The 21,723-nt window shown below is 70.9% G+C and carries 19 protein-coding genes; 15 read left to right on the forward strand and 4 right to left on the reverse strand.

Annotation, left to right across the window (positions count from 1 at the left end):
- Both D466_RS0103805 and fdxA read right to left on the reverse strand, forming a co-directional pair.
- A complete protein-coding gene (locus D466_RS0103805; RefSeq protein WP_018912377.1) occupies nucleotides 1-1,110 on the reverse strand; it encodes an NAD(P)/FAD-dependent oxidoreductase in 1,110 nt (369 codons plus the stop codon).
- Nucleotides 1,111-1,151: 41 nt separating this feature from the next.
- Nucleotides 1,152-1,475, reverse strand: coding sequence for a ferredoxin FdxA (gene fdxA / locus D466_RS0103810; protein ID WP_018912378.1), 324 nt, complete (start codon nucleotides 1,473-1,475; stop codon nucleotides 1,152-1,154).
- A 240-nt stretch (nucleotides 1,476-1,715) separates the two neighbouring features.
- Between fdxA and D466_RS0103815 the strand changes: the two genes are divergently transcribed.
- The 14 genes from D466_RS0103815 to D466_RS20445 all read left to right on the forward strand — a co-directional run bounded on the left by D466_RS0103815 (nucleotide 1,716) and on the right by D466_RS20445 (nucleotide 19,472).
- Complete coding sequence (locus D466_RS0103815) at nucleotides 1,716-3,350, forward strand: 3-(methylthio)propionyl-CoA ligase (RefSeq protein ID WP_018912379.1); 1,635 nt, start codon at nucleotides 1,716-1,718, stop codon at nucleotides 3,348-3,350.
- A gap of 108 nt (nucleotides 3,351-3,458) precedes the next feature.
- The gene (locus tag D466_RS0103820; protein ID WP_026284855.1) at nucleotides 3,459-5,897 is read left to right on the forward strand and encodes a type VI secretion system Vgr family protein; all 2,439 of its coding nucleotides are present in this window, start codon (nucleotides 3,459-3,461) and stop codon (nucleotides 5,895-5,897) included.
- Nucleotides 5,898-6,125: 228 nt separating this feature from the next.
- On the forward strand, nucleotides 6,126-7,730 hold the full coding sequence (locus tag D466_RS20440; RefSeq protein ID WP_018912381.1) for an APC family permease: 1,605 nt from the start codon (nucleotides 6,126-6,128) through the stop codon (nucleotides 7,728-7,730).
- Between the two features lie 59 nt (nucleotides 7,731-7,789).
- On the forward strand, nucleotides 7,790-8,692 hold the full coding sequence (locus D466_RS0103830) for an MBL fold metallo-hydrolase (protein WP_156003986.1): 903 nt from the start codon (nucleotides 7,790-7,792) through the stop codon (nucleotides 8,690-8,692).
- Between the two features lie 134 nt (nucleotides 8,693-8,826).
- Nucleotides 8,827-11,193 (forward strand): Tex family protein, encoded by a 2,367-nt coding sequence (locus D466_RS0103835; RefSeq protein ID WP_156004018.1) that lies wholly within the window; start codon nucleotides 8,827-8,829, stop codon nucleotides 11,191-11,193.
- 79 nt (nucleotides 11,194-11,272) lie between these two features.
- Entirely contained in the window at nucleotides 11,273-13,882 is a 2,610-nt protein-coding gene (locus D466_RS0103840) for a heavy metal translocating P-type ATPase (RefSeq protein ID WP_018912384.1), read from the forward strand.
- Nucleotides 13,867-14,052, forward strand: a complete 186-nt coding sequence (gene ccoS, locus D466_RS0103845; RefSeq protein WP_018912385.1) for a cbb3-type cytochrome oxidase assembly protein CcoS — start codon at nucleotides 13,867-13,869, stop codon at nucleotides 14,050-14,052. The genes D466_RS0103840 and ccoS overlap by 16 nt, the downstream gene beginning before the upstream one ends.
- A 163-nt stretch (nucleotides 14,053-14,215) precedes the next feature.
- A complete protein-coding gene (ccoN, locus tag D466_RS0103850; protein ID WP_018912386.1) occupies nucleotides 14,216-15,664 on the forward strand; it encodes a cytochrome-c oxidase, cbb3-type subunit I in 1,449 nt (482 codons plus the stop codon).
- Nucleotides 15,665-15,707: 43 nt separating this feature from the next.
- The gene (gene ccoO, locus D466_RS0103855) at nucleotides 15,708-16,325 is read left to right on the forward strand and encodes a cytochrome-c oxidase, cbb3-type subunit II (RefSeq protein ID WP_026284857.1); all 618 of its coding nucleotides are present in this window, start codon (nucleotides 15,708-15,710) and stop codon (nucleotides 16,323-16,325) included.
- A gap of 19 nt (nucleotides 16,326-16,344) precedes the next feature.
- The gene (locus D466_RS0103860; RefSeq protein WP_018912388.1) at nucleotides 16,345-16,545 is read left to right on the forward strand and encodes a hypothetical protein; all 201 of its coding nucleotides are present in this window, start codon (nucleotides 16,345-16,347) and stop codon (nucleotides 16,543-16,545) included.
- A 16-nt stretch (nucleotides 16,546-16,561) separates the two neighbouring features.
- The gene (gene ccoP / locus D466_RS0103865) at nucleotides 16,562-17,494 is read left to right on the forward strand and encodes a cytochrome-c oxidase, cbb3-type subunit III (protein ID WP_018912389.1); all 933 of its coding nucleotides are present in this window, start codon (nucleotides 16,562-16,564) and stop codon (nucleotides 17,492-17,494) included.
- Entirely contained in the window at nucleotides 17,491-18,912 is a 1,422-nt protein-coding gene (gene ccoG / locus D466_RS0103870; protein ID WP_018912390.1) for a cytochrome c oxidase accessory protein CcoG, read from the forward strand. The genes ccoP and ccoG overlap by 4 nt, the downstream gene beginning before the upstream one ends.
- Complete coding sequence (locus D466_RS23800) at nucleotides 18,887-19,132, forward strand: hypothetical protein (RefSeq protein WP_156003988.1); 246 nt, start codon at nucleotides 18,887-18,889, stop codon at nucleotides 19,130-19,132. Before ccoG ends, D466_RS23800 begins: the two co-directional genes overlap by 26 nt.
- A 61-nt stretch (nucleotides 19,133-19,193) precedes the next feature.
- Nucleotides 19,194-19,472: a hypothetical protein gene (locus tag D466_RS20445; RefSeq protein WP_018912392.1), complete on the forward strand. Its 279-nt coding sequence runs from the start codon at nucleotides 19,194-19,196 to the stop codon at nucleotides 19,470-19,472.
- 23 nt (nucleotides 19,473-19,495) lie between these two features.
- Here D466_RS20445 and D466_RS0103885 read toward each other — a convergent pair whose 3' ends face one another.
- Nucleotides 19,496-20,116 carry a helix-turn-helix domain-containing protein gene (locus D466_RS0103885; RefSeq protein WP_018912393.1) on the reverse strand — a complete coding sequence of 207 codons (621 nt, stop codon included), beginning with the start codon at nucleotides 20,114-20,116 and terminating at the stop codon, nucleotides 19,496-19,498.
- Between the two features lie 209 nt (nucleotides 20,117-20,325).
- Here D466_RS0103885 and D466_RS0103890 point away from each other — a divergent pair, with 209 nt between their 5' ends.
- Entirely contained in the window at nucleotides 20,326-21,081 is a 756-nt protein-coding gene (locus D466_RS0103890; protein ID WP_255325875.1) for a sulfite exporter TauE/SafE family protein, read from the forward strand.
- Between the two features lie 21 nt (nucleotides 21,082-21,102).
- Here D466_RS0103890 and D466_RS0103895 read toward each other — a convergent pair whose 3' ends face one another.
- Nucleotides 21,103-21,648, reverse strand: a complete 546-nt coding sequence (locus tag D466_RS0103895; RefSeq protein ID WP_018912395.1) for an NUDIX hydrolase — start codon at nucleotides 21,646-21,648, stop codon at nucleotides 21,103-21,105.
- Between the last annotated feature and the right edge of the window lie 75 nt (nucleotides 21,649-21,723).

Here is a 21,723-nt window from a genome sequence, read left to right on the forward strand (position 1 = left end):
TCAGTCGAACACCGGGGTTTCGACGCCCAGCACCTTGTGCAGCTTGGGGCTGGTGGTGGTGTACTGCAGGTGGATTTTTTTCTCGGGGAACACGTAGGGGGCGGCGCCGAAGGCGGCCAGCGCGGCTTCGTGGAAGCCCGAGAGGATGAGCTTTTTCTTGCCGGGGTAGGTGTTGATGTCGCCGACGGCGAAGATGCCGGGCACGCTGGTCTGGAACTTCTCGGTGTCGACCACGATCTGCTTGCGCTCCAGGGCCAGGCCCCAGTCGGCGATGGGGCCCAGCTTGGGGCTCAGGCCGAAGAACACCAGCAGCATGTCCAGCGGCAGGCGGCGGGTGATGCCGTCGTTGCCGGTGACCTTGATTTCGCTGAGTTTGCCGTCGCGCTCGTCGAAGCCGCTGACCTGGCCGACCAGGAGCTGCATTTCGTGCTGCTCGCACAGCGCGCGCATGCGCGCCACCGAGCTGGGCGCGGCGCGGAAGCCGTCGCGGCGGTGCAGCAGCACCACGCTTTCGGCGCGCTGGGCTTGGTCGGTGGTGGCGAAGTGCAGCGCCCAGTCCAGCGCGGAGTCGCCGCCGCCGACCACCACCAGGTTCCTGCCGGCGAAGGGGGCCGGGTCCTTGACGCGGTAGAACAGCTGCGAGCCCTCGAAGCGCTCGAGGCCCTCGACCTTGAGCAGGCGCGGCTGGAAGGAGCCCACGCCGGCGGCGATGAACACGGTCTTGGTGACGAAGCGGGTGGCCTTGCTGGTGGCCACGAAAAAGCGCCCGTCGTCGAGCCTGCGCAGTTCGGTGACGTCCTGCCCCAGGTGGAAGGTGGGGTGGAAGGGCTCGATCTGCTTGAGCAGGTTGTCGGTGAGTTCCTGGCCGGTGCACACCGGCACGGCGGGGATGTCGTAGATGGGCTTGTCGGGGTACAGCTCCACGCACTGGCCGCCCAGGTGGGGCAGGCTGTCGATGACGTGGGCCTTGATCTCCAGCAGCCCGAGCTCGAACACCTGGAACAGCCCGACCGGGCCGGCGCCCACGATCACGGCGTCGGTTTCAATGGGCTGGCCGGAGGCGGGAGAATCGGCGGCCTGGGTGATTGCCGGGGCGATGTGCATTTCCATGGGATTCGGGATGGGGCCTGGCGTGATGCCGTCTCGGCGCTTCAGCGCTCGAGCAGCGGACGCTTGTCGTTCTTGCCGTTCCACTCCTCCGCATCGGGGAGGGCGGGCTTGCGCTTGGTGATGCTGGGCCACTTGCGCGACAGCTCGGCGTTCAGGGGAATGAAGTCCTGCTGGTCGCCGGGCACGTCTTCCTCCGCGAAGATCGCATTGGCGGGACATTCGGGCACGCACACGGCGCAATCGATGCATTCGTCGGGGTCGATCACCAGGAAGTTCGGCCCTTCCCGGAAGCAGTCCACCGGGCACACATCCACGCAGTCGGTGAACTTGCAGCGGATGCAGTTTTCTGTCACGACGAATGTCATCTCTTCGACCTTGACTTGGATATGGGGAAACTCCTTATTTTAACCCTGGGGTCCCGTCGGTTGATTTGCCGAGTGTCAATCCCTCGCGGGGGCGCGCCGGCCCTCGGGCGCGCGGGAACCCGGCGCGGTTCCTAATCCCATACAGAGTTTCCGGGTATATCGGGAGATTCCGGGGAGGCTTCGGGTGCCTTGCCCGTTGTACAGTCGGCGGGGCGACCAACAGCGATGGGAGACAACACGATGATGGGCCTGATGCAGCAGCATTCGCTGCTGATCTCCGGATTGATCGAATTCGCCGCGCGCTTCCACGGCGACACCGAGATCGTCTCGCGGCGCGTGGAGGGCGACCGCCACCGCAGCAACTGGGCGCAGGTGCGGCGGCGCGCCATGCGTCTGGCGCACGGGCTGGACGCCTGGGGGGTGGAGCGCGGCGAGCGCGTGGCCACGCTGGCCTGGAACGGCTACCGGCATCTGGAGCTGTACTACGGCGTGTCCGGCAGCGGACGAGTGCTGCACACGGTGAACCCCCGCCTGCACCCGGACCAGATCGCGTGGATCGTCAACCATGCGCAGGACCGCGTGCTGGCCTTCGACATGAGTTTCGCGCCCATCATCCAGGCGGTGGCGCCGCAATGCCCGGGAGTGCGCCGCTGGGTCGCGCTGTGCGATGCCGAGGCGCTGCCGGCCGAGCTGGAGCGCGCGGTTCCGGGGCTGCTGAGCTACGAGGCCTGGCTGGCCGAGCAATCCGACGCTCCCTACGCGTGGCCGGCGCTCGACGAGTCCGAGGCCTCGTCCATGTGCTACACCAGCGGCACCACGGGCAACCCCAAGGCGGTGCTGTACAGCCACCGCTCCACGGTGCTGCACGCCATGGCGGCGGCCCTGCCGGACGTCACCGGCCTGTCGGCCCGCGATGCGGTGCTGCCGGTGGTGCCCATGTTCCACGTCAACGCCTGGGGCGTGCCCTACACGGCAGCGATGGTCGGCGCCAAGGTGGTGTTTCCCGGGCCCGCGCTGGACGGCGCCTCGCTGTTCGAGCTGATGGACCAGGAGGACGTGAGCTACTCCGCCGGCGTGCCCACCGTGTGGCTGGGCCTGCTGGCCCGGATGCAGCAGGAAGGCCGGCGCCCGCGGTCGCTGGCCCGCGTGCTCATCGGCGGCTCGGCGGCGCCCATGGCGATGATCCAGGCCTTCCAGGACACCTGGGGCGTCGAGGTGCGCCACGCCTGGGGCATGACCGAGATGAGCCCGCTGGGCACCGCCTGCGCCTTCAAGACCAAGCACGCGTCGCTGGACGCGCAGCAGCGCCTGCAGTTGCAGACCTCGCAGGGCCGCCCGCTGTACGGCGTGGACATGCGCATCGTCGACGCCGCCGGGGCCGAGGTGGCCTGGGACGGACGCTCCATCGGCGAGCTGCAGGTGCGCGGGCCCTGGGTGCTGGCGGACTACTACCAGTCGGGCCAGCCCAGCCCGCTGCGCGACGGCTGGTTTCCCACGGGGGACGTGGTGTCCATCGACCCCGACGGCTACATGCGCATCGTCGACCGCAGCAAGGACGTGATCAAGTCGGGCGGCGAGTGGATCAGCTCCATCGACATCGAGAACGTGGCCATGTCGCATCCGGCGGTGGCGATGGCCGCCTGCGTGGCGGTGCCCCACCCGAAATGGGATGAACGCCCCTTGCTGGTGGTGGTGAGAAAGCCCGGCGCCGAGGTGGAGGCGCGCGAGCTCCTGGCCTTCTACGAGGGCAAGGTCGCCAAGTGGTGGATCCCCGACGACGTGCAGTTCGTCGAGGCCATCCCGCTGGGCGCCACCGGCAAGATCCTGAAGACCCGCCTGCGCGAGCAGCTGCTGGAGTTGCGCACCCAGGCCTGATGGGTGCCCCCAGGGCCGGGCTGCGGATTTCCCCGAAGGTCCGCGGCCGCGGCGGGGCATTGCGAGCGTGAGCTGCGGGACTCGCCGCGGCTTCGCACAATGCCCCGCATGAACCAGACAGGCAGGCCGAGCGGGGCGCTTGCCGGCGATGCGGAGCCGCCGCCCGGCGGCCCCGGCCGGGCCCTGCAATTGCGCGGCGAGGTGTTGACCGGGCTGGGCGGAGAGCGCGCCTGGAGCGTGCTGGCCCTGCGTGGCGAGGAGGCGCTGGATGCGCTGTTCGACCACCAACTGCTGCTGCGCCGCGAGCCGGGCGGCACGCCCTGCGCGCCGCGCGAGCTGCTCGGCCACGCGCTGGACCTGCGTATCGAACTCGGCTTGCCGGGGTTCGGGCCCGCGCCGGCGCCGCGCTGGATCCACGGCCTGGTGTCCCAGGCCGCCTGCCTGCACGAGGGCCCGCGCGGCACCCTGTACGCGCTGCGCCTGCGCCCGCTGCTCGCGCGCTCCCGCTTGCAGGGGCAGTGCCGCGCGTGGCGCGGGCGCAGCGTGCCCGAGGTGCTGCGTGAACTGGTGCAGCCGCTGGGCCTGGCGGTGGTTGAACGCCTGCGCGGGCCCCATGCGCCGCAGGAGTACCTGGTGCAGTTCAACCAAAGCGACTGGGAATTCTTCCAGCGGCTGAGCCGGCAATGGGGCATCCGCTTCTGGTTCGAGCACCGCCGCGGCGCGCACCAACTGGTGCTCGCCGATTACGACAGCGCGGCGCTGGAGCAGCCGGCGCCAGCCTGGCGGGAGCTGGGCGTGGGCCGCGTGGGCGAGCGCGCCGACCACGAAGCGCTGCAGGAGCTGCGCCTGCACCGCGGGCTGGACGGGCGGATCGAGAGCGCCTGGGGCTGGGGCCCGCTGCGCGGCGTGGCCGCCTGCCATCGCCTGCAGCTGCACGACCCGCGCGTGGAGCCCGCGCAGCGCGAGTTCCTGGTGCTGCGCAGCCGCCTGTACCTGCGCGAACAGCAGGCCCAAGCGTGGCCGTGGTCCGCCGGCGGGCCGGCCGACGCCGAGAGGGCCTGCGCCGGCGCGGCGCTGGACGCCGACGGTTTCGGCGACGCCGGGCGGCCCTGGGATTTCTCGGCCCCGCGCGGGCGCGTGGTGGATGGCTGGGAACTGCACGACGAGCTCTGGCTGCGGCCGGTCCGCGGCGCGCTGCAGCCAGGCGCGTGGAGCCCGCCGCCGCGTGTGCGCGGCTTGCAGTCGGCGCGGGTGGCGCAGGCGGGCCGGCCCGCGCCGGCGCCGCAGGGCGCCGAGGGGGAGGTCCACACCGAGCCCCTGGGGAGGGTGCGCGCGCGCCTCGCGTGGGACTGGGCGGGGACGCCCGCGGGGGATTCCGCCGGGCCACGGGCGGGGACGCCCGCGGGGGACGCAGCCGGGGAGCGGGCCGGGACGTCCGCCGGGGACCGCAACGGCGACCCCGGCCCGGCCACCACGCCGTGGATCCGCGTGGCCACGCCCTGGGCCGGCCGCGAACTGGGGCGGGTGCACATCCCGCGCGTCGGCCAGGAGGTGCTGCTGGGCTACCTGGACGGCGAACTGGAGCGCCCGCTGGTGCTGGGCGCGATGTACCACGCAGGGCAGCGACCATGCTGGACATTGCCGCGCAACCGCGCCCTCGGCGGGCTGCGCAGCCGCGAGCTTGCGCCGCCCGGCGCCGAGGGCGAGGGGCCGTTCCCGCGCGGCAGCCAGCTGGTGCTGGACGACACCGCGGGTCTGCTGCACGCGCAGTTGCTGTGCGAGCACACCCATGCCGGGCTCGCGCTGGGCTGCGTTGCGCGGGTCGAAGGCGAGGGCGGCCGAGGGGAACTGCGGGGCGTGGGAGCGGAGCTGCGTACCGACGCCGACGGTTTGCTGCACAGCGTGCAGGGCATGCTGCTGGGCAGCCACGGACGCCTGCCCGACGAAAGCCCCGCCGCCGACGCGAGCGAGGCCCTGCGCGGCTTGCATGAGGCCGCGCTGTGGCGGGCCGATGCACTGGCGGCGGCACGCAGCGCCGGCCTGGATGTGCCGGCGGATGCGGCGACGGATGCGCCGACGGATGCGCCGAAGAGTGCTCCGACGGACGCGCAGGGATTTCCGCAGGCGGGGCCCGAGCTGCTGCTGGACGGCGCGGACGGCCTCACGCTGGCCGCGTCGCGCCATGCGCAGTTCGGCGCCGGCGCGGGATTCGATCTCCAGGCGGGCGAGCGCCTGGGCCTGCACGCCGGCGCGGACCTGCTCGCGGTGGCGGCGCAGGGCCTGCGCGTGCATGTGCACCGCGCCGGACTTCGCCTGCTCGCGGCCAGCGGCGAACTGCACGTGCATGCCTGCGACGGGGCGCTGCTCGCCCTCGCGCGCGACCAGCTGTGCCTGCGCAGCGCGGCGGACCTGCGTGTGCGCGCCGAGCTCGGCATCGTGCTGGGAGGCGGCCCCAGCTTCGTGCGCCTGGACGCGGCCGGTATCGACTACGGCAGCCCGGGGCCGCTGCTGCAGCGCGGCGCGGCGCCCAGCCTGCGGCAGCTGTGAGCGGCGAGCCTCGGGCGCTTGCGATGCATTCGCTGCGCCCGATCCGGCCGATGAGGCCGGCGCGCCACGGCTCGGCGTCAAGGCTGGGCAGGACGAAAGGGCAGCTCGACCAAAGGGCACTTGAACGAAAGGGCATCGAAGCTTGGGGCCGTTGCACGGGCGCCCCGCACGATGGCCGGCGATTGCGTCCAATTCGAGACTCGTGCCTCGACCCGAACGGATTCCATCATGTCGATCCCCTCGCCCCAAGCGGCGCAGCCGCAGCGCTCCACGCGCATCAGCACCTGGCAGCTGGCGCTGCTGTCCACCGGCAGCATGATCGGCTCCGGCTGGCTGTTCTCTCCCTTCTACGGCCTGCAGACGGCGGGCGGCGCGGTCCTGCTGGCCTGGGTGCTGGCGGCGGCGCTGAGCCTGGTGGTCAGCCTGTCCTTCGCGCGCATGTGCACCGCCTTCCCCGTGGTGGGCGGCACCTACCGCCTGCTGGGCATCACGCACCCTCGCAGCACCGCCAACGTGTTTCTCATTCTCGGCTGGCTCAGCTACGTGGTGTTCCTGCCGCTGGAGGCGCAGTCGGTGGTGCAGTACCTGGCCTTCTGGTGGCCGGGCCTGGTGCGCCACCTGGCCCCGGGGGAGGTGCAGCTTTCCTGGAGCGGCCTGGGCGTGGGCGTGCTGCTGATCGTGGGCATCACCTGGTTCAACACCCTGCACATCACGCGCGTGGCGCAGGCGAACGCCTGGGTGAGCCTGTGGAAGGTGCTGGTGCCCGTGGTGGTGGCGCTGGCGGTGATCACGCTGCACGGCCGGCGGGAGCAGTTCGTCGCGCACTGGAGCACCGGGCCGCTGGCGCTGGAGCCGGCCATGATGGCGGTGATCGGCAGCGGCCTGGCCTTCGCCTTCGCCGGGTTCCAGAACGGGCTGATCCTGGCCAACCAGGTGCGTGAGCCGCGGCGCTCGCTGCCCTTTTCGCTGTACCTTCCGCTGGCGCTCGGGCTGCTGCTGTACATGCTGTTGTCGGCGAGCTTCATGGCCACGACGCCCACCGGGGCCACGCAGATCGGCAACGCCGCCGCCCCGCTGCTGGGCCTGGTGTCGGTGCTGGGCCTGGGCCTGCTGATGCCCGTGCTGCTGGCCGACGCCGTGGTCGCGCCCATGGGTACGGCCAACGTGTTCGTGGCGGTCACCGGGCGCATCCTGTACGCCTGCGGCTACGAACTGCGCCCGGGCAGCCGGCTCACCCGGCTCAACCTGCACGGCAGCCCGGTGTTCGCGCTGTGGGTCAACGCGGCGGTGGGCCTGCTGTTCCTGCTGCCCTTCCCGACCTGGAAGGAACTGGTGAGTTTCCTGTCGTCGATGGTCGTGTTCACCTTCCTGGCCGGGCCGGTCAGCCTGCTGGTGTTCTGCCGGGCCAGCTCGCGCAGCACCATCGGCGTGCGCAGCACGCTGCGCGCGCGGGTGGTGGGGGTGGCGGGCTTCCTGTGCAGCACCTGGCTGGTGTACTGGGGCGGGCGCCACAACCTGGCCCTGCTGCTGCTGGCGCTGGTGCTGGCGGTGAGCCTGCACGGCTGGCTGGAAGGGCGGCTCGCCGGCCTGCTGCGCGACCTGCGGGCCAACGCCTACCTGGTGCTGTTCGTGAGCGTGCTGTGCGCCATATCCTGGGCCAGGCACCTGGAATGGCTGGGTTTCCCCTGGGACAACGTGGCCGTGGCCGTGGTCGGGGGGCTGGCCTGCGCCGCCTTCCTGCGCTCGCGCCTGGGTGACGCGCAGATCGAGGCGCAGGTGCAGCGCCTGGGCGAGGAACGGCGCAGCGACGCGATGGCGGCCGCGCAGGGGTGACACCCGGTGGAGTATTTGCCCGAGTTGAGCGATACTGCGCGCTACGGAGGGAAATGTCCATGAGTCAGTCCCAGCAATCTTCGGCGGCCAGCCAGGGCCGTGCCGCGGGCCCGCAGGTGCGCAGCTGGTTCCACGCGGCCACGAACACCGTGTGCCACCTGGTGGTGGATCCGCAGACCCGGCATTGCGCGCTGATCGACAGCGTGCTGGACTTCGACTATGCCTCGGGCCGCACCGGCACGGCCTTCGCCGACGCCATCGTCGAGTACCTGCGCGACGAAGGCCTGCAACTGGACTGGCTGCTGGAGACCCATGCCCACGCCGACCACCTGTCGGCGGCCAGCTACATCCGCGGCAAGCTGGGCGGGCGCATCGCCATCGGCGAACACATCCGCGACGTGCAGAAGGTGTTTCGCGCGCTGTTCCACGACGAGGGCATCGCGCAGGACGGCCGGCCCTTCGACCAGCTGTTCGCCGACGGCGAGACCTTCGCCATCGGCGAGCTGCAGGCGCGGGTGATGCACACGCCGGGGCATACCCCGGCCTGCGTGGTCTACGTGGTCGGGGATTGCGCCTTCGTCGGCGACACCCTGTTCATGCCCGACTACGGTACCGCGCGCTGCGACTTCCCAGGGGGCGACGCCCACGTGCTGTACCGCTCGGTGCGCCGCATTTTCGATCTGCCCCCGCAGACCCGCCTGTACATGTGCCACGACTACATGCCCGGCGGCCGCGAGCCGCGCTGGGTGTGCACGGTGCAGGAGCAGCGCGAGGGCAACGTGCAGATCCACGACGGAGTCGGCGAGCAGCAGTTCGTCGAATTCCGCAAGCGGCGCGACGCCGGGCTGGGCATGCCGGCGCTGATCATGCCGTCCATCCAGGTCAACGTGCGGGCCGGGCGCCTGCCCGAGGCGGAATCCAACGGCGTGAGCTACCTGAAGGTGCCCATCAACGCAGTTTGAACCCAGCGGTCGAAAGCGGGGGCGGCAGGTCGTAGACTTGCCGCTTTTTCGCATTCGCCGCAGCGATGACCCAGCCCGAAGCCAAGTCCGTCCCGAAGCCCGAAGCCCAGGCCGCCGCCAATCCCGCGCCCGTGATGCCCGAGCTCGCCTCCGCCGCCGAGCAGCAGGCGAAGATCCTGGCCCAGCTCGGGGCCGAGTTGCAGTTGCGCGTGCCGCAGATCGCCGCGGCGGTGGAATTGCTGGACGGTGGCGCCACCGTTCCCTTCATCGCCCGTTATCGCAAGGAAGCCACGGGCGGCATGAGCGACGAGCACTTGCGCACGCTCGAGGAGCGTCTGGGTTACCTGCGCGAGCTCGAGCAGCGCCGCGTGGCCATCCTCAAGTCCATCGCGCAGCAGGGCAAGCTCACGCCGGAGTTGCAGCAGGCCATCCAGGCCGCCCAGCAGCGCCAGCAGCTGGAGGATTTGTACCTGCCCTACAAGCCGCGACTGGTCACCCGCGCGCAAAAGGCGCGCGCCGCCGGGCTGGAGCCGCTGGCCGAGCTGCTGTTCGGCGACGCCACGCGCGACCCGCGCACCGAGGCGGGCGCCTTCGTGCGCGCGGAAAAGGGCGAGGACGGCTCGGACTTCACCACCGTGGAAGCCTGCCTGGACGGCGCGCGCGACATCCTGGTCGAGCGCTGGGCCGAGGATCCGGCGCTGGTGGGCCCGATGCGCGAGTGGCTGTGGGGCTGCGCCGAGCTGCGCTCGCGCCTGCGCGAGGGCAAGGAGCGCGAGGCGGCCAATTTCCAGGACTATTTCGACTATTCCGAGCCCATCGCTCGCGTGCCTTCGCACCGCGCGCTGGCCGTGCTGCGCGGGCGCGCCCAGGAATTGCTGGACGTGGCGCTGGAGCTGCCCGAGCCGCCGGCGGGCGTCGGCGCCCTCAACGCCGCGCAGCAGCGCATCGCCGCCCACGTGGGCTGGAGCCATGCCGCTCGCGCGGCGGACGACTGGCTGCAGCGTTGCGTGCAGTGGGCCTGGCGCGTGAAGCTGTCGCTGTCGCTGGAGCGGGAACTGTTCGCGCGCCTGCGCGGGCAGGCCGAGGAGCAGGCCATCGCGGTGTTCGGCGCCAACCTGCGCGACCTGCTGCTGGCCGCGCCGGCCGGCGCGAAGACGGTGATGGGCCTGGACCCGGGCATCCGCACCGGCGTGAAGGTGGCGGTGACCGATGCCACCGGCAAGGTGCTGGACACGGCCACCGTCTACCCGCACGAGCCGCGGCGCGACTGGGACGGCAGCCTGCGGCGCCTGGCCGAGCTGTGCAAGCGCCACGGCGTGGGCATCCTCGCCATCGGCAACGGCACCGCCAGCCGCGAGACCTCGCGCCTGGCCTCCGACCTGGCGCGCGCGCATCCCGAACTGGGTCTGGTGCAACTGGTGGTCAGCGAGGCCGGCGCCTCGGTGTACTCGGCCAGCGCGCTGGCCACGCGCGAATTGCCCGAGCTGGACGTGAGCCTGCGCGGCGCCGTGTCCATCGCGCGCCGGGTGCAGGACCCGCTGGCCGAACTGGTGAAGATCGACCCCAAGAGCATCGGCGTCGGCCAGTACCAGCACGACGTGGACCAGACCCTGCTGGCCAAGCGCCTGGACGCGGTGGTCGAGGACTGCGTGAACCGCGTCGGGGTGGACCTGAACACCGCGTCGCCCGCGCTGCTGGCGCGCGTGGCCGGCCTGAACGGGCGCATCGCCGAGCAGATCGTGCGCCGTCGCGACCAGGCCGGAGCCTTCCGCAACCGTGCCGCCTTGCTGGAGGTCTCGGGCCTGGGCCCCAAGACCTTCGAGCAGGCGGCGGGCTTCCTGCGCATCAACGACGGCGACAACCCGCTGGACCGTTCGGCGGTGCACCCGGAGAGCTACCCGCTGGTGGAGCGCATCCTGGCGGCCGCCGGCCAGCCCATCGAACTCGTGATGGGCGAGTCCTCGCGCCTGCGCGCGCTGCGCGCGGAGGATTTCGTGGACCAGCGCTTCGGGCTGTTCACGGTACGCGACGTGCTGGGCGAGCTGGAAAAGCCCGGGCGCGACCCGCGCCCGGAGTTCCGCGTGGCGCGCCTGCAGGACGACGTGCAGGACATCGCCGACCTGCGCGCGGGCATGCGCCTGGAAGGCACCGTGACCAACGTGGCGGCCTTCGGCGCCTTCGTCGACCTGGGGGTGCATTGCGACGGCCTGGTGCACGTGTCGCAACTGGCCGACCGCTTCGTCAAGGAAGCCTCCGAGGTGGTCAAGGTGGGCGACATCGTGCAGGTGACGGTGGTCGAGGTCGATGTACAGCGCCAGCGCATCGGCCTGAGCATGCGCAAAAACCCGGAGCCGGGAGCCGCCTCGGGGGCGGCCCGCTCGGGCGAGGGGCCGCGGCGCGGTGCTGCCGGGCGCGGCCCGGCGCGCGGCGCCCAGCCGCGCACGCAGGTGGAGTCGGCCATGGCCTCGGCCTTCGCGCGCCTTGGCAAGAACGGCCGCTGAGACGGCACGCACGTTTGCACATCGAAAGGCATTGATACAACGCAAGGTGCCGCGGCCGCTCGCTGCCTAGCATGCCGGCATGCGAGCGCTCGACGGCACGGCTGTGGCGGCGCGGACGGCCTGGCCGCCCGCGGGCGCGGTGCCGCCCGCGCCGGCGGGCTCCGGGCCTGCCGCGGGCGCCGCGGAATGCTTTCATTGCGGCGAGCCGCTGCCGGCGCAGCCGGCGAGCGCCCCGATCGAAGGCCGCACCCGCTGGTTCTGCTGCGGCGGCTGCGCGGCCGCCGCGCAGGTCATCGCCTCCGGCGGGCTGTGCGCCTATTACGACAAGAACAGCGGCCCGGCGCGTCCTGCGCTGGGCCAGCAGGCCATCGAGCGCCTGCGCGAGCAATGGCAGGCGCTGGCGGACCCCGAGTTCCTGCGCGCCTTCGCCACCGACCTGGGCGGCGGCGTCTGGCGCACCCTGGTGGCGGTGGAGGGCATCCATTGCGGCGCCTGCGTGTGGCTGATCGAGCGCCACCTGCTGAGCATTCCCGGCGTGCGCACGGCGGCGGTCAACTACGCCACGCGCCGCGTGCTGCTGGAGTGGGACGACGCCCGCGTGCACCTGGGCGAACTGCTCGAAGCCCTGGCGCGCATCGGCTACCAGCCGGCGCCCAACGTGCGCCACGCCAGCGAGGCCCGGCAACGCCGGGAATCGCGCGTGGCCCTGCTGCGCACCCTGGTGGCCTGGCTGGCGATGATGCAGGTCATGATGCTGGCCTGGCCGGGCTACAGCGCCGGCGGGCTGCTCAATGGCGCCGAGACGGCGATCTTCCGCTGGGCCAGCCTGTCCATCACCTTTCCGGCGCTGCTGTTCTCCGGCTGGAGTTTCCTGGGGGGAAGCCTGCGCGACCTGCGCATGCGGCGCCTGGGCATGGACGTGCCGGTGGTGCTGGGCCTGTGGAGCGCCTTCCTGGCCAGCGCCGCCAGCGTGCTGCGGGGCAGCGGACCGGTGTACTTCGACTCGGTGACCATGTTCCTGGCGCTGGTGCTGAGCGCGCGTCTGATCGAGTCCAGCCTGCGCCGGCGCAGCGCCAACGCCGCCGATGAACTGCTGGAACAATTGCCGGCCGCGGTGCGGCGCCGCGACCCGGACGGGGTGTGGCGTACCGTGGCGGTGGTGCGCCTGCGCGCGGGCGACGTGGTGCAGGTGCCCAGCGCCTCGCTGGTGCCGGTGGACGGCGAGGTGCTCGAAGGCGCCGGCCACGCCGACGAGGCGCTGCTCACCGGGGAGAGCGAGCCGGTGGCCAAGCAGGCGGGAAGCCGGGTGCTGGCCGGCAGCATGAACCTGGATTCGCCGCTGGTGGTGCGGGCGCTGGCGGCCGGGCAGGGCACGCGCATCGCGCAGATGGTGGAACTGCTCAACGGCGCGCTGGTGCACAAGCCGCGCGCGGCGGCGCTTGCCGATCGCGCGGCGCGGCATTTCACGCTGGGGCTGCTGGCGGTGGCGGGCGCCACCGCGCTGTACTGGTGGCAGGTCGATGCGGCGCGCGCGTTGCCCGCGGTGATCGCGGTGCTGGTGGTGAGCTGCCCTTGCGCGCTGTCGCTGGCCATTCCGGCGGCGCTGGCGGCCTCCACGGCGCGCCTGTCGCGCGCCGGCGTGCTGGTGGCGCGCGGCCATGCGCTGGACGCGCTGGCACGGGTGGATACCTGGGTATTCGACAAGACCGGAACCCTCACGCTGGCGCAGGGGCACGCGGTGCGGGTACTGCCCGCCGAGGGTTGGGACGAGGCCCGGGTGATGGAGGTGGTCGCCGCGCTGGAGCAGGGCGTGCAGCATCCGCTGGCGCTGGCCCTCACGCGCCATGCGCAGGAACTGCGGGAGCGCGCCGCGCCGGGCGGCCCCGCGCATGCGCCCGCGCCGGCGGGCGAGCTTCGCATGTTGCCGGGCCAGGGCCTGCTGGGCCGTTGGCAGGAGCGCTGGTACGCGCTGGGCCGGGCGCCGCTGGGCGCCGGCGGCGGCCGGGACGCGGCCGCGCCGGCGGGGGCGACGCGCCTGCAATTGCGCGAACTGGGGGAGGGTGCGCGGGCGCCGGCCTCGCCGTGGGAGGGCGGTGCGCCGGGAAGGCTGCTCGCCGACATCGAGGTCACCGAACAGTTGCGCCCCGGCGCGCGCGAGGCGCTGCGCGAACTGGGCTCGCGCGCGGCCGGCCTGCTGCTGCTCAGCGGGGACAAGCCCGAGAGCGTGCAGGCCTGGGGCGCGCAGGTGGGCATCGCCCAGGCCGAGGGCGCGTTGCTGCCGCAGGACAAGCTGCGCCGGGTGCGCGATCTGCAGGCGCGGGGGCATCGCGTGGCGATGGTGGGCGACGGGGTCAACGACGCCCCCACGCTGGGGGCGGCGGATGTGTCGGTGAGCTTCGCCAACGCCGCGCCCATCGCGCGCGCCGGCGCCGACGTGGTGCTGGGTTTCGACGACATGCGCGCTCTGCCTCTGCTGGTGGACGTGGCGCGGCGCACGCAAGGCGTGATGCGCCAGAACATGGGCTGGGCGCTGGCCTACAACGCCGTGTTCGTGCCGCTGGCCGCGGCCGGGCGCGTCTCGCCGCTGTGGGCTGCCGTGGGCATGAGCCTGTCCTCGCTGCTGGTGGTGCTGAATTCCGCGCGCCTGGCCTGGGCGCGCCGCACGGAGGCCGCATGGACGCATCGCTGATGGTGCTCATCCCCGTCAGCGTGGCCATCGTCGCGCTGATCCTGTGCGTGCTGTGGTGGGCCGCGCGCAGCGGCCAGTTCGACGACCTCGAAGGCCCCGCGCACGCCATCCTGATGGACGACGACAACCCCGTCGCGCCCGCCGAAAAAGGCCGCGAAGCCGGGCGCTGAGTTTCGCGGATGCGTCGCTTTTCGACGCATTTTCACGCGCCTTGACACATGTCAATCGCCCCCTCGGGGCGCTCCGATACCTTGGCGCCATCGCGCTGGAGGGCGCGTCCGTTTCTCACAAATCTGGAAATTCGATGAACCGAATCCGCGGGGTGGAGATGCCATGAGTGCGCAAGCCTTGAGTCCGCAAACCTACAACTATGCGGTGGTCCGCAAGTTCACCGTGATGACCCTGGTCTGGGCCGTGGTCGGCATGCTGGTGGGCATCGTTATCGCCGCCCAGCTGATCTGGCCGGACATGACCTACGGCCTTCCCTGGCTGAGCTGGGGGCGCATCCGCCCGGTGCACACCAACGGCGTGATCTTCGGCTTCGGCGGAACCGCGCTGTTCGCCACCTCCTACTACGTGGTGCAGCGCACCTGCCAGGCCCGGCTGTTCGCGCCGGCGTTGGCGGAGTTCACCTTCTGGGGCTGGACCGCGGTGATCGTGCTGTGCGCCATCACCTATCCGCTGGGCTACACCAGCGGCAAGGAGTACGCGGAGCAGGAGTGGCCCATCAGCATCCTCATCGTGCTGGTCTGGGTGGCCTACGCGATCGTGTTCTTCGGCACGGTGATCAAGCGCAAGACCCGCCACATCTACGTGGCCAACTGGTTCTTCGGCGCCTACATCATCACCATCGCGCTGCTGTACATCGTCAACAACATCAAGCTGCCCGTGAGCCTGCTGTCCTTCAGCAGCTACTCGGCCTACGGCGGCGCGCAGGACGCGATGATCCAGTGGTGGTACGGGCACAACGCGGTGGGCTTCTTCCTCACCGTGTCCTTCCTGGGCATGATGTACTACTTCATTCCCAAGCAGGCCGAGCGTCCGATCTACTCCTACCGCCTGTCCATCGTGCACTTCTGGGCGCTGACCTTCGTGTACATGTGGGCCGGCCCGCACCACCTGCTGTACACCGCGCTGCCCGACTGGGCGCAGTCGCTGGGCATGGTGTTCTCGCTGATCCTGCTGGCTCCGAGCTGGGGCGGCATGATCAACGGCATCATGACCCTGTCGGGCGCCTGGCACAAGCTGCGCGACGACCCGATCCTGAAGTTCCTGATCACCGCGCTGTCCTTCTACGGCATGTCGACCTTCGAGGGGCCGATGCTGTCGATCAAGACCGTCAGCGGCCTGGCGCACTACACCGACTGGATCATCGGCCACGTGCACTCGGGCGCCATGGGCTGGGTGGGCATGATCACCATGGGCAGCCTGTACTACATGATCCCGCGCCTGTGGGGCCAGACCCGCATGTGGAGCGTGCGCCTGATCGACTGGCACTTCTGGACCGCCACCATCGGCGTGGTGCTGTACATCGCCGCCATGTGGGTGGCCGGTGTCACCGAAGGCCTGATGTGGCGCGCGATGCAGCCGGACGGAACGCTGACCTACAGCTTCATCGAGTCCATCGTGGCGGTCAAGCCGCTGTACTACATCCGTCTGCTCGGCGGCGTGATCTACCTGTTCGGCATGTGCCTGATGGTCTACAACAGCTGGCGCACGATCCGCCAGGGCCAGCCCGTGGACGCCCCGATCCCGCAGCTGGCCGGCGCCCACGCCGCCTGATGCGCGCGCAGCGACAACAAGGAGAAATGCCATCATGGCAAGCCTGAAACTCAGCCACGAGGCCATCGAGAAGAACGTCGGCCTGATGATCGTGCTGGTCGCGCTGGTGGTCAGCGTGGCCGGCTTCGTGCAACTGCTGCCGATGTTCTTCGACAAGGCCACGACCACGCCGCTGCCGGGCATGAAGCCCTACACCGCCCTGGAGCTGGCCGGACGCGACGTCTACGTGTCGGAGGGCTGCTACCTGTGCCACTCGCAGATGATCCGCCCGCTGCGTGCCGAGGTGGAGCGCTACGGCCACTATTCGGTGGCCGGCGAATCGGTGTGGGACCACCCCTTCCAGTGGGGCAGCAAGCGCAACGGCCCGGACCTGGCCCGCGTGGGCGGCAAGTACTCGGACGAATGGCTGCGCATCCACATGCGCGAGCCCCGCGACGTGGTGCCCGAGAGCACCATGCCCGCCTATCCCTGGCTGGAGCACAAGCCCGCCGACGACGGCCTGATCCGCCAGCGCATGCGCACGCTGCGCGTGCTGGGCGTGCCCTACACCGACTCCCAGATCGCCGCGGCGCCGGCCGAACTGCAGGGCAAGACCCAGGAAGACGCGCTGGTGGCCTATCTGCAGAGCCTGGGCCGCGAGCTGTCCGGCTCGCATTCCTGATTCGCGGGAGATTCCAGCCATGAACCTGTTGGCCCTGTTCGGAAGCATCACCACGGTGATGGCCTTCGCCGCTTTCATCGGCATCGCGTGGGTGGCCTATGCACCGCGCTTCGCGGCGCGCCACCGCAGCGACGCGCTGATCCCCTTCCTCGACTCGCAGCTCCCGCCGGACTCCGGGCACGAGCCCGAGGCGCTCGCGTCCACCTCCACCAAGGCCTGAGCCGGCCTCCGACATCATGAACCAGTTCACTTCCGCTGCCTGGGCGTACTGGATCGGCGCGGTGACCATCGTCTCGCTGATTGCCCTGTTCGTGTTCCTGCGCGCCACGGCCCGCCAGACGGTGTTCCGCGACGACAAGGGGCAGGTGATCGCCACCACCGGCCACGTGTGGGACGGCGACCTGCAGGAGTTCAACAACCCGCTGCCGCGCTGGTGGATGGGGCTGTTCGTGCTCACGCTGGTGTTCGCCGCGCTGTACCTGGTGCTGTACCCGGGGCTGGCCTTCTGGGGCGGTGCGCTGGGCTTCACCAGCGACAAGATGTACCAGCAGGAGTCGCGCGCCTACGAACAGCGCATCGCGCCTATCTACGCCGCCTACAACAAGCTCGACGTCGCGCAGTTGTCCAAGGACCCGGCGGCCATGGCCACCGGCCAGCGCATGTTCCTGACCTACTGCGCGCAGTGCCACGGCTCGGACGCCGGCGGCAGCAAGGGTTTCCCGAACCTGACCGTGCACGACGAGAAAAGCTTCCTCTACGGCAACCAGCCGGAGACCCTGGTGCAGACCATCACCGAGGGCCGTCAGGGCATGATGCCGCCGATGGGCCAGGCGCTGGGCAGCAAGCAGGCGGTGACCGAAGTCGCCAACTACGTGCGCAGCCTGTCGGGGCTGAGCCATGACGCCAGGCTGGCCGGGCTGGGCAAGCCGCTGTTCGCGGCCAACTGCGCGGCCTGCCACGGCGCCGGCGGCGTGGGCAACCAGATGATCGGCGCGCCCAACCTGAGCGACCAGGACTGGCTGTACGGCTCCAGCCTGCAGACCATCGAGGAAACCATCGATGGCGGGCGCACCGGCCACATGCCCGCGCAGAAGGGCAACCTCGACGCGGACAAGATCCACGTGCTGGCCGCCTACGTCTACGGCCTGAGCCACGGCGGTCATCGATGAGCACGCCGGCGCCTCCCTCTCCGGGCCAGGGCCTGCAGAGCACCGAGGAGGTGCTCTACGAGGCGCGCAAGAAGATCTACGCGCGCTCGGTGAGCGGATTTTTCGCGCGCTGGCGCGTGGCCATGGTCTGGGTCACCCAGATCATCTTCTACGGCCTGCCGTGGCTGCGCTGGGACCAGCGCCAGGCGATGCTGCTGGACCTGGTCCACCGCAAGTTCTACTTCTTCGGCCTGATCCTGTGGCCGCAGGACGTGATCTTCCTGGCGCTGCTGCTGATCATCTCGGCCTACGGGTTGTTCCTGTTCACCGCGGTGGCCGGACGCCTGTTCTGCGGCTACGCCTGTCCGCAGACCGTATACACCCAGATCTTCATGTGGATCGAGCACTGGGTGGAGGGCGACCGCCTGGCGCGCATCCGCCTGGACTCGCAGCCCATGAGCGCGCGCAAGCTGGCGCGCAAGACCGCCAAGCACGCGTTGTGGATCGGCGTGGCGCTGTGGACGGGTTTCACCTTCGTGGGCTACTTCACCCCCATCCGCACGCTGGCGCGGGAGGTGGTGACGCTGGGCCTGGGCGGCTGGGAGACCTTCTGGATCCTGTTCTACGGCTTCGCCACCTACGGCAACGCCGGGTTCATGCGCGAGCAGGTGTGCAAGTACATGTGCCCCTACGCGCGCTTCCAGTCGGTGATGTTCGATCGTGACACGCTGATCGTCACCTACGACCCGGAGCGCGGCGAGCCGCGCGGCAAGCGCAAGCGCGAACTGCCCGCGCGCGCGCAGGGCAAGGGCGACTGCGTGGACTGCTCCATCTGCGTGCAGGTGTGTCCCACCGGCATCGACATCCGCCAGGGCCTGCAGTACATGTGCATCGGCTGCGGCGCCTGCGCCGACGCCTGCGATCAGGTGATGGACAAGATGAACACCCCGCGCGGGCTGATCCGCTACTCCAGCGAGAACGCGCTGGAGGGGCGCTGGAGCAAGCGCCGGCAGTGGACGCACCTGCTGCGCCCGCGCATCCTCATCTACAGCGCCATCCTGGTGGCCATGGTGGGCGTGTTCGTGGGTGGGCTGGCCATGCGCCAGGTCGTCAAGCTCGACGTCATGCGCGACCGCCGCGTGCTGGCGCGCGAGATCCCAGGCGGGCTGCTGGAAAACGTGTACCAGGTGCAGGTGATGAACGCCTCGGACACGCCGCGCCACGTGCGCTTCGAGGTGCAGGGGCTCCCCGGGCTGGTGGTGGTGCGGCCCAAGGAGGGGATCGAACTGGCGGCCTCCAGCAACGTGCTGCATCCGCTGGAGCTGGCGATTCCCGCCGACGGGGCGCGCAGCGGGGTCTACCACGTGGAGATCACCGCGCGCGGCGACGGCGCCGACCCGGTGAGCGTGCACCATGACAGCACCTTCATCGTCCCCTGAGCGCGGCCGCGCCGCGCCGGACCCGGACCCGGGCGCGCGCGCGTGGTGGAGAGTTCCGGTGGTCTGGCTGCTGATCGGCCTGTTCGCCGCGGTCATCGCGGCCAGCGTGGCCACGGTGATGATCGCGCACCGCGCCGCCGACGACGAGATCGAGGCGCCGGCGCGGGTGGCGCCCATCGTGCCGCCCGCGGCGAGCGCGGCCCAGGGCCGGCGCAGTTGAGCCGGCGTGAATCCACCCGCACCCCGGCGGTCCGCGCCGCCGCGCATCGAGGAGTCCGAACATGAGCCGTGGCGATGCCGATTACCTGCGGGCCCTGTGGCCCGCCTTCCTGGTCGCGCTGGCGGCCAGCGCGGTGATGTTCAGCGTGCTGGACCCGGTGCGCCACGCGCCGCCCGCGCTGGCGCACTGGCCGCCGGCGGTGCTGTATTCGCTGGGATTCTTCGGCCAGTGGCTGGCCTGCTGGGCGGCCAGCGCGCTGAACCTGTGGCTGCTGGCGCGGCGCCCGCCGGGCGCGCACGACGTGTTCGAAGACGCCGACGATGCGGAGGAAGGGCGCTGATCCGGGCGGCGCGCCGCGTGCCCTCAGGCCTCGTGGTTGAGCAGTTGGCCCAGGCCTTCGCGGTTGGTGATGCGCACCTGGCGCTGTGCCACGTGGATCAACCCGGCCTGGTGGAAGCGCGACATCAGCCGGCTGACGGTCTCCAGCTTCAGGCCCAGGTAGCTGCCGATTTCCTCGCGGCTCATGCGCAGCACGAATTCGTCGGGCGAAAGCCCGCGTGCCTTGTAGCGCTCGGACAGGTCCAGCAGGAAGCGCGCCAGGCGCTCGTCGGCCTGCATGCTGCCGAGCACGAACTGGTCCTGCTGCGCGCGCGCCAGGCGGTTGCCGATCAGGCAGTGGATCTGGTGCTGCAGCGTGGGCAGTTCGCGCGCCGTGTTCTCCAGCACGCGCACGTCGATCTCGCAGGCCTCGCTGTCTTCCAGCGCGACGGCCTCGGTCATGTACAGGCGCGCGGAAAATCCCTCCAGGCCCATCATTTCGCCGGGCACGTGGAAACCCACGATCTGCTGGCGCCCGTCGGGGCTGCTCACCATCGATTTGAAGGATCCCGCGTGCACCGAATAGACCTTGTCCATCGACTGCCCGCTCTCGAACAGGCGCTCTCCCTTGGTCACGCGCACCGAGTTCTGCATGATGTCGCGCATCAGGCTCAATTCGTCCGCTGGCAGCGCAATCGGCAGGCAAAACCGACTTTGGAAGCACACATCGCAAGGATGCGGCTTGTCCATCCGATGTACGGTGGCGGCGGGAGTCAGTTTCATGGTTTTTGCTCGAAGAGTTATGAGTTTTGTTATATCACGGAAATGGCGAGGATTTCCTGATGCAGATCAGCCTTTTTCTCACACTGTTACTGATGGGACTGACAGGGGGCTTGCACTGCGCCGCAATGTGTGGCGGATTGGTCGTGGCCGGCGAGCGCGCCATGCAGCCGGCGGCCTCCGCGGCGGGCTCCCAGGGCGGGGCCGCGGCTCCCCGCGAGCAGGTGCTGTGGCCGGCCCGGCGCCTGCTGTGGCGCTCGGCCCAGTTGCAACTGGGCCGCGTGCTCACCTACGGACTGCTGGGCGCGGTGGCCGGCGCCGTGGGCTCCGGCCTGTGGGCGGTGCAACTGCGCCCGCTGCAACTCGGTTTGTATGTTCTGGGCAACGCCATCCTGGCCGCCAGCGGCGCCTGGCTGGTGTTGGCCGCGTTGCGCGGCGGCCACGCCCTGGCGCTGCCCCATTTCGCCTGGGGCGCGGCCCTGCGCACGCGGCTGAGTGACGCCGCGGCCTGGGCGCTGCGGGGGCTGCTGCCGCTGTCGAGCCCGCCGCGGCGCCTGGGCGCGGGCCTGCTGTGGGGCCTGTTGCCTTGCGGGCTGGTGTATTCGGCGCTGTCCCTGGCGCTGCTCAGCGGCAGCGCGCTGGGAGGCGGCCTGGGCATGCTGGCCTTCGGCGCCGGCACGCTTCCGCACATGCTGCTGGCCGGCCACCTGTTGCGCCGATTCAGCCAGCGCGCCACCGCGCGCGCCGCGCGCCTGGCGGCCGGCGGCGTGCTGCTGGGTTTCGCGGCCTGGGGGCTGTGGCGCCTGCTGCAGGCCGGCGGCCCCGGCGCGCTGCACGGCTACTGCGCCTGAGCCGCTGCCCGTTGTCCGCGCCTACGCCACGTCGAAGGTGTGCAGCGCCCAGCCGCGGCCGGCGCGCTGTTCCTCGAAATAGCGCCGCAGGGTTTCCGCCACCGCGCGGAAGGCGATGTCCTCCCACGGCACCTCGGCGGCACCGAACAGCGCCGCCTCCAGGGTCTCCGGCCCCGGATCCCAGCGCGGCTCCAGCAGGCGCGCGCGGTACAGCAGGTAGACCTGGCTGACCGGGCGCACGTTGACCACGCTGTACAGGCCGTCGATCTCGACCCTGGCGCCGGCTTCTTCCTCGGTTTCCCGCAGCGCCCCCTGCTCGGTGGTCTCGTCGAGCTCCATGAAGCCGGCGGGCAGGGTCCACAGGCCGTGGCGCGGCTCGATGGCGCGGCGGCACAGCAGAACCTTGTCCTGCCACACCGGCAGCGTGCCCACGATGTTGCGGGGGTTCTCGTACTGGATGTGGGAGCAGGCGGTGCAGACCGCCCGCGGGTGGGTGTCGCCGTCGGGCACGCGGTGCTCGACCGGCGCGCCGCAGAGGTTGCAATGGTGGATCGAGGCGCGGTGCATGCCTGCTATTTTGACAGGCCGCGGCGCTTTTGCGCCCGGCGCGCGCCGGCGCCGCCCCGTATCATCCCGCCTTCG

Source organism: Thiomonas sp. FB-6 (assembly GCF_000377645.1).
GTDB lineage: Bacteria > Pseudomonadota > Gammaproteobacteria > Burkholderiales > Burkholderiaceae_C > Thiomonas_A.

Excerpts from the sequence above, each read along its gene's own strand:
- D466_RS20440 (WP_018912381.1), top strand. The coding sequence starts at position 6,126 with ATGTCGATCCCCTCGCCCCAAGCGGCGCAGCCGCAGCGCTCCACGCGC.
- D466_RS0103835 (WP_156004018.1), top strand. The coding sequence starts at position 8,827 with ATGCCCGAGCTCGCCTCCGCCGCCGAGCAGCAGGCGAAGATCCTGGCC.
- ccoS (WP_018912385.1), top strand. The coding sequence starts at position 13,867 with ATGGACGCATCGCTGATGGTGCTCATCCCCGTCAGCGTGGCCATCGTC.
- D466_RS0103815 (WP_018912379.1), top strand. The coding sequence starts at position 1,716 with ATGATGGGCCTGATGCAGCAGCATTCGCTGCTGATCTCCGGATTGATC.
- D466_RS0103830 (WP_156003986.1), top strand. The coding sequence starts at position 7,790 with ATGAGTCAGTCCCAGCAATCTTCGGCGGCCAGCCAGGGCCGTGCCGCG.
- D466_RS0103895 (WP_018912395.1), bottom strand. The coding sequence starts at position 21,648 with ATGCACCGCGCCTCGATCCACCATTGCAACCTCTGCGGCGCGCCGGTC.
- D466_RS20445 (WP_018912392.1), top strand. The coding sequence starts at position 19,194 with ATGAGCCGTGGCGATGCCGATTACCTGCGGGCCCTGTGGCCCGCCTTC.
- D466_RS0103885 (WP_018912393.1), bottom strand. The coding sequence starts at position 20,116 with ATGCGCGACATCATGCAGAACTCGGTGCGCGTGACCAAGGGAGAGCGC.
- D466_RS0103820 (WP_026284855.1), top strand. The coding sequence starts at position 3,459 with ATGAACCAGACAGGCAGGCCGAGCGGGGCGCTTGCCGGCGATGCGGAG.
- ccoP (WP_018912389.1), top strand. The coding sequence starts at position 16,562 with ATGAACCAGTTCACTTCCGCTGCCTGGGCGTACTGGATCGGCGCGGTG.
- ccoN (WP_018912386.1), top strand. The coding sequence starts at position 14,216 with ATGAGTGCGCAAGCCTTGAGTCCGCAAACCTACAACTATGCGGTGGTC.
- D466_RS0103805 (WP_018912377.1), bottom strand. The coding sequence starts at position 1,110 with ATGGAAATGCACATCGCCCCGGCAATCACCCAGGCCGCCGATTCTCCC.
- D466_RS0103840 (WP_018912384.1), top strand. The coding sequence starts at position 11,273 with ATGCGAGCGCTCGACGGCACGGCTGTGGCGGCGCGGACGGCCTGGCCG.
- D466_RS0103890 (WP_255325875.1), top strand. The coding sequence starts at position 20,326 with ATGGGACTGACAGGGGGCTTGCACTGCGCCGCAATGTGTGGCGGATTG.
- ccoG (WP_018912390.1), top strand. The coding sequence starts at position 17,491 with ATGAGCACGCCGGCGCCTCCCTCTCCGGGCCAGGGCCTGCAGAGCACC.
- fdxA (WP_018912378.1), bottom strand. The coding sequence starts at position 1,475 with ATGACATTCGTCGTGACAGAAAACTGCATCCGCTGCAAGTTCACCGAC.
- D466_RS0103860 (WP_018912388.1), top strand. The coding sequence starts at position 16,345 with ATGAACCTGTTGGCCCTGTTCGGAAGCATCACCACGGTGATGGCCTTC.
- D466_RS23800 (WP_156003988.1), top strand. The coding sequence starts at position 18,887 with ATGACAGCACCTTCATCGTCCCCTGAGCGCGGCCGCGCCGCGCCGGAC.